At 62.1% G+C, this 4,289-nt stretch carries 5 protein-coding genes; all 5 read left to right on the top strand.

Annotated features, from left to right (window positions below):
• Positions 1-209 precede the first annotated feature (209 nt).
• Positions 210-1,250: an IS630 family transposase gene (locus CGK74_RS18555; protein WP_094269836.1), complete on the top strand. Its 1,041-nt coding sequence runs from the start codon at positions 210-212 to the stop codon at positions 1,248-1,250.
• Positions 1,251-1,526: 276 nt separating this feature from the next.
• Positions 1,527-2,552: an IS110 family RNA-guided transposase gene (locus CGK74_RS18560; RefSeq protein ID WP_094269837.1), complete on the top strand. Its 1,026-nt coding sequence runs from the start codon at positions 1,527-1,529 to the stop codon at positions 2,550-2,552.
• A 286-nt stretch (positions 2,553-2,838) separates the two neighbouring features.
• Positions 2,839-3,207 (top strand): helix-turn-helix domain-containing protein, encoded by a 369-nt coding sequence (locus tag CGK74_RS18565; protein ID WP_094269838.1) that lies wholly within the window; start codon positions 2,839-2,841, stop codon positions 3,205-3,207.
• A complete protein-coding gene (gene tnpB / locus CGK74_RS18570) occupies positions 3,204-3,533 on the top strand; it encodes an IS66 family insertion sequence element accessory protein TnpB (RefSeq protein WP_021195326.1) in 330 nt (109 codons plus the stop codon). Before CGK74_RS18565 ends, tnpB begins: the two co-directional genes overlap by 4 nt.
• Positions 3,534-3,594: 61 nt before the next feature.
• Positions 3,595-4,289: IS66 family transposase (locus tag CGK74_RS18575; protein WP_165770117.1), on the top strand; the 695-nt coding region annotated here is incomplete at its 3' end.

Genomic DNA, 4,289 nt, shown 5'->3' on the forward strand with positions numbered 1-4,289 from the left:
CGATGATAGTGAGGTCCGCCCTCGTGAAAGTAGGTCATCGTCAGACTAACCCACAAAAAACGCCCAGCATCGAAATACGATCGCTGGGCGTTTGCACGTATACGGCCGCCGTGGACGCTGTGTAAGCACCCGGCTGACCTGCCCCCGTCCTTAGTGCCAACGCTTGGTTATTAACCCGGCAATCAAATAGGCTTTGATATAATTCGGGCATGGAAAAGATCGATGCCCGAAAACTCCCGCCCGAAGCCCTGGAGCACATTCGTCGCCAAGCATTTGTACTGCGCAAGCAAGGCTACACATGGACGCACATCGCTGAAGTGTGTGGGGTTCATGTCGGTACCGTTCTGAAATGGGCGCGGCGCGCCCAGGCTGACGATCTCGACGCGGTCATCAAGGGCGGGCAACGTGGTCGACGCCATGGCTCGGGACGAACTTTGACGCTGGTCCAAGAGGAGCAACTGCGTTTGAAGATCATCGGTTCGAATCCTGCCCAGCTTCAGCTTGAGTTCGCGCTGTGGAATCGTCGCGCAGTCATGCTCGCCATCAAGCAACTCTTCGGCATCGACATGCCCATTCGTACCGTTGGTGAGTACCTTCGGCGCTGGGGCTTCACGCCACAGCGGCCGGTCAAGCGCGCGCTCGAGCAGAATCCAGCCCGGCTCAAGGCGTGGCTCCAGGACGAGTACCCGAAGATCGTCACGCGCGCCAAGGCTGAGGATGCCGAGATTTACTGGGGTGACGAGACCGCCATTCGCCAGGACTCGCACTGGGTGCGCGGCTACTCGATGGCGGGACTGACGCCGGAGCTTCGATTGCCGGCCGGCCGTCATGGTTCGACGTCGATGATCTCGGCGATCACCAACCAGGGCTTGGTGCGCTTCTCGTTCTTCGAGGGCGCCATTGATGCGGACCGCTTCATCGTCTTCTTGAAGGATCTGATCCAGGACGCCCAGCGCAAGGTGTTCCTGATTGTCGACAATCTGCGCGTACACCGTGCGAACCGTGTCCGCGAGTGGGCGGCGGAAAACGTCGAGAAGATCGAACTGTTTTACCTGCCGCCGTACGCGCCGGAGCTCAACCCCGACGAGTACCTGAACCGGGATCTGAAAACGACGATACGTTCCGGCCCGATTGCCAAGACCGCCGCAGCACTTCTCGAGAAGGCGCGCACGTGCATGGAGCGTATTGCTGGGATGCCGGATCGAGTGCGGTCGTATTTCAGCCATGAGTACGTTCGGTACGCGCAGTAAATTGGCTATTTGATTGCCGGGTTAATAGCAAAGGGTAAGCACCCGGCGAACCCACCTTCCCCCAGCCGCTTAGCCCATTGAAGATCATGTCCACCAGTTCTGATGGTGGAATGGAATGGACGCCTCCCGCCTCTTAGAAACCCGTGGCGATTCATCTCGCTGCAGTCGAATCTCTGCCGAAGCCTCTCGATTCAGAGGCAGACTCTCACTGGCAAACGGCGTCGAAGTTCTCAAGGTGACGGGACGAAGGTCTTCACATGCAACCGGGGGGCGAAAATGAATGCAAGCAAGAGCGTGGTCGGCATAGATATTGCCAAGCGGGTGTTCCAGTTGTACTGGATCGATATGGAGACGGGCGAGGTTTCAAACCTACAGCTCAAGCGCGAGAAGTTTCTCGAGCACTTTGCCAACCGGCAGGCGTGCCTTATCGGCATGGAGGCGTGCGGTGGCTCGCACCACTGGGCTCGCAAACTCACGGCGCTTGGGCACCAGGTCAAGCTTCTTCCAGGCAAGGAGGTCAAGCCCTTTGTGACCGGGAACAAGAATGATCGGCACGATGCGCGGGCGATCTGGACGGCGGCGCAGCAACCGCACGTGAAAGCGGTCGCCATCAAGACAGAGGAACAGCAAGCCATCCTGGCGCTGCACCGAATGCGCAGCCAACTGGTCAAGTTCCGTACGGCCCAACTCAACGGCCTGCGAGGTTTGCTGGCCGAATATGGCGAGGTGATGGCTCAGGGCAAGGCTGCAGTGAGGAAAACCATCCAAGACGTACTGACCCGATTGGCTGATCGACTACCGGCGATGGTCATCGACACGCTGCGCGAGCAGTGGGCTCGTATCGAGAATATGGATGTCGAGATTGCCACTATCGAGCGCCGCATCAAGGACTGGCTCAAGCAGGACCAAGCCTGCCAGAGGATTGCCGAGATTCCGGGCGTGGGGCCGCTGAGCGCTACTGCCGCAGTCGCCATCATGGGCGATGCTAAGGCGTTCAAATCAGGGCGCGAGTTTGCTGCCTTTGCCGGACTGGTGCCTCGACAAACGGGCACCGGTGGACGCATCAAGCTCTTGGGCATCAGCAAGCGCGGCGACACCTACCTGCGAACGTTGCTGATACACGGTGCCCGGGCAGTCTTAACGAGTGCAAAGGAGCCGGGGCAGTGGGTGAGCGAATTACGCCAGCGCAGGCCAATAAATGTCGCGGTCGTGGCGTTGGCCAACAAGATGGCGCGAACGATCTGGGCGCTCGTCGCTCATGAGCGGACATACCAAAAATGCCCCGTCAGCCAACCAGCCTAGGCGACTGACGAGTGTCCCAACCACTTTCATCCGAGATGTGGTCATCGTAAAGGTTGCACAAGGTCGATAACAGTGTGATGGCAAACAGGTCAGACCGTGACCCGCCAAGCCTGAATCAGTGTCCCGGACTTCGAGTCCTGTGGTGGAATGAGGCGTGGGTCAGCGGAATCCATCAGGGCCAGCAGGCTTTCGCCTGCAGTCACAGGCCGGATATAGAACTGCAGCCTATCTGTCGCCGCACACGTTGCGTCGTCCTTGTCAAAAGGGGGGCGTCCATATAGACACTATGGATGTCGTTATCCCGCGCCGGACTCGGCGCACACACAGCGAAGCCTTCAAGCAGTCTGTGGTCTCGGCCTGCCGTGAGCCGGGTGTCTCGGTGGCCGGCGTTGCGTTGGCAAATGGCCTGAACACCAACCAGGTCCACCGCTGGATGCGCGAGCGCGGCATCGCGCCGCCGAGCCGGCGCAAGCCGCTCGGCGCTGAGCTCACGACGCTGTCTGAGCCAGGCTTTGTGCCGGTGCGGGTTGCCTCCGCCGTTGAGGCGCCGGTGATCCGTCTTGAAGCGCAGCGTGGCAACGCCCGCGTCAAGCTCGAGTGGCCGATCCAGGCCGCCGATGCGTGCGGGGCGTGGCTACGCGAGTGGCTCGCATGATCCGCATCGAGGCGCTGTGGCTGTCGGCGGCGCCTTTGGACATGCGCGCAGGCATGGACACGTTGCTCGCGCAGGTGGTGCGCGTGTTCGGCGAGGCTCAGCCGCATCACGCCTATCTCTTTAGCAACCGGCGCGGCACGCGCTTGAAGGTGTTGGTCCATGACGGCTTCGGGGTGTGGCTCGCATGTCGGCGTTTGAACCAGGGCCGGTTTCACTGGACCGAGGGCCAGGGCGGTGTCGCACTGACCCGGGCGCAGTTCGATGCGCTGGTGCTCGGGCTGCCGTGGCAACGGCTGGGCGATGGCGGTGTGATCCGGACACTCTGAGCCCGCGCTATCGGCGGATGCCCCGATGGCGGCGGAGACGTGCATCGGACATGATCGATCCATGCCGCTGCCCGCCGACCTCGATCAACTGGATGCCGACACCTTGCGTCGCCTGCTCATCGAGCAGGAGCGCGAGCTCGTGTGGCGTCAGACCAAGATCGAGCGGCTCACGCATGAGCTGGCGCTGCACAAGCGTCATCGCTTCGGCGTGAGGACCGAGCGCCTGTCCACCGAGCAGGTGCAGCTCTTCGAGGAGACCGCCGAGGCCGATCTTGCGGCGATGAGCGAAGAGCTCGAGCAACTCCAGCCCAGTGTCGGCACGTCGACGCCCAAGGGCCAGGCCCGACGCAAGCCGCTGCCGCCCGAGCTGCCGCGCACCGAGATCCACCACGAACCCGACTCGACCACCTGCGCTTGCGGCTGCCCGATGCGCCGCATCGGCGAGGACGCCGCCGAGAAGCTCGACTACACCCCGGGCCGCTTCACCGTCGAGCGCCACATCCGGGGCAAGTGGGCGTGCGCGGCGTGCGAGACCCTCGTGCAGGCGCCGGTGCCGGCGCACATCATCGACAAGGGCATCCCGACTGCCGGGCTGCTCGCCCAAGTGCTGGTGGCCAAGTATCAGGACCATTTGCCGCTCTACCGTCAGGAAGGCATCTTCGGTCGAGCCGGGCTGGCGATCCCGCAATCGACGCTGGCTCAGTGGGTGGGTCAGAGCGGCGTGCACCTGCAGCCGCTGGTCGATGCGCTCAAGGC

Source organism: Thauera propionica (assembly GCF_002245655.1).
In the GTDB taxonomy this organism is placed as follows: Bacteria; Pseudomonadota; Gammaproteobacteria; order Burkholderiales; family Rhodocyclaceae; genus Thauera; species Thauera propionica.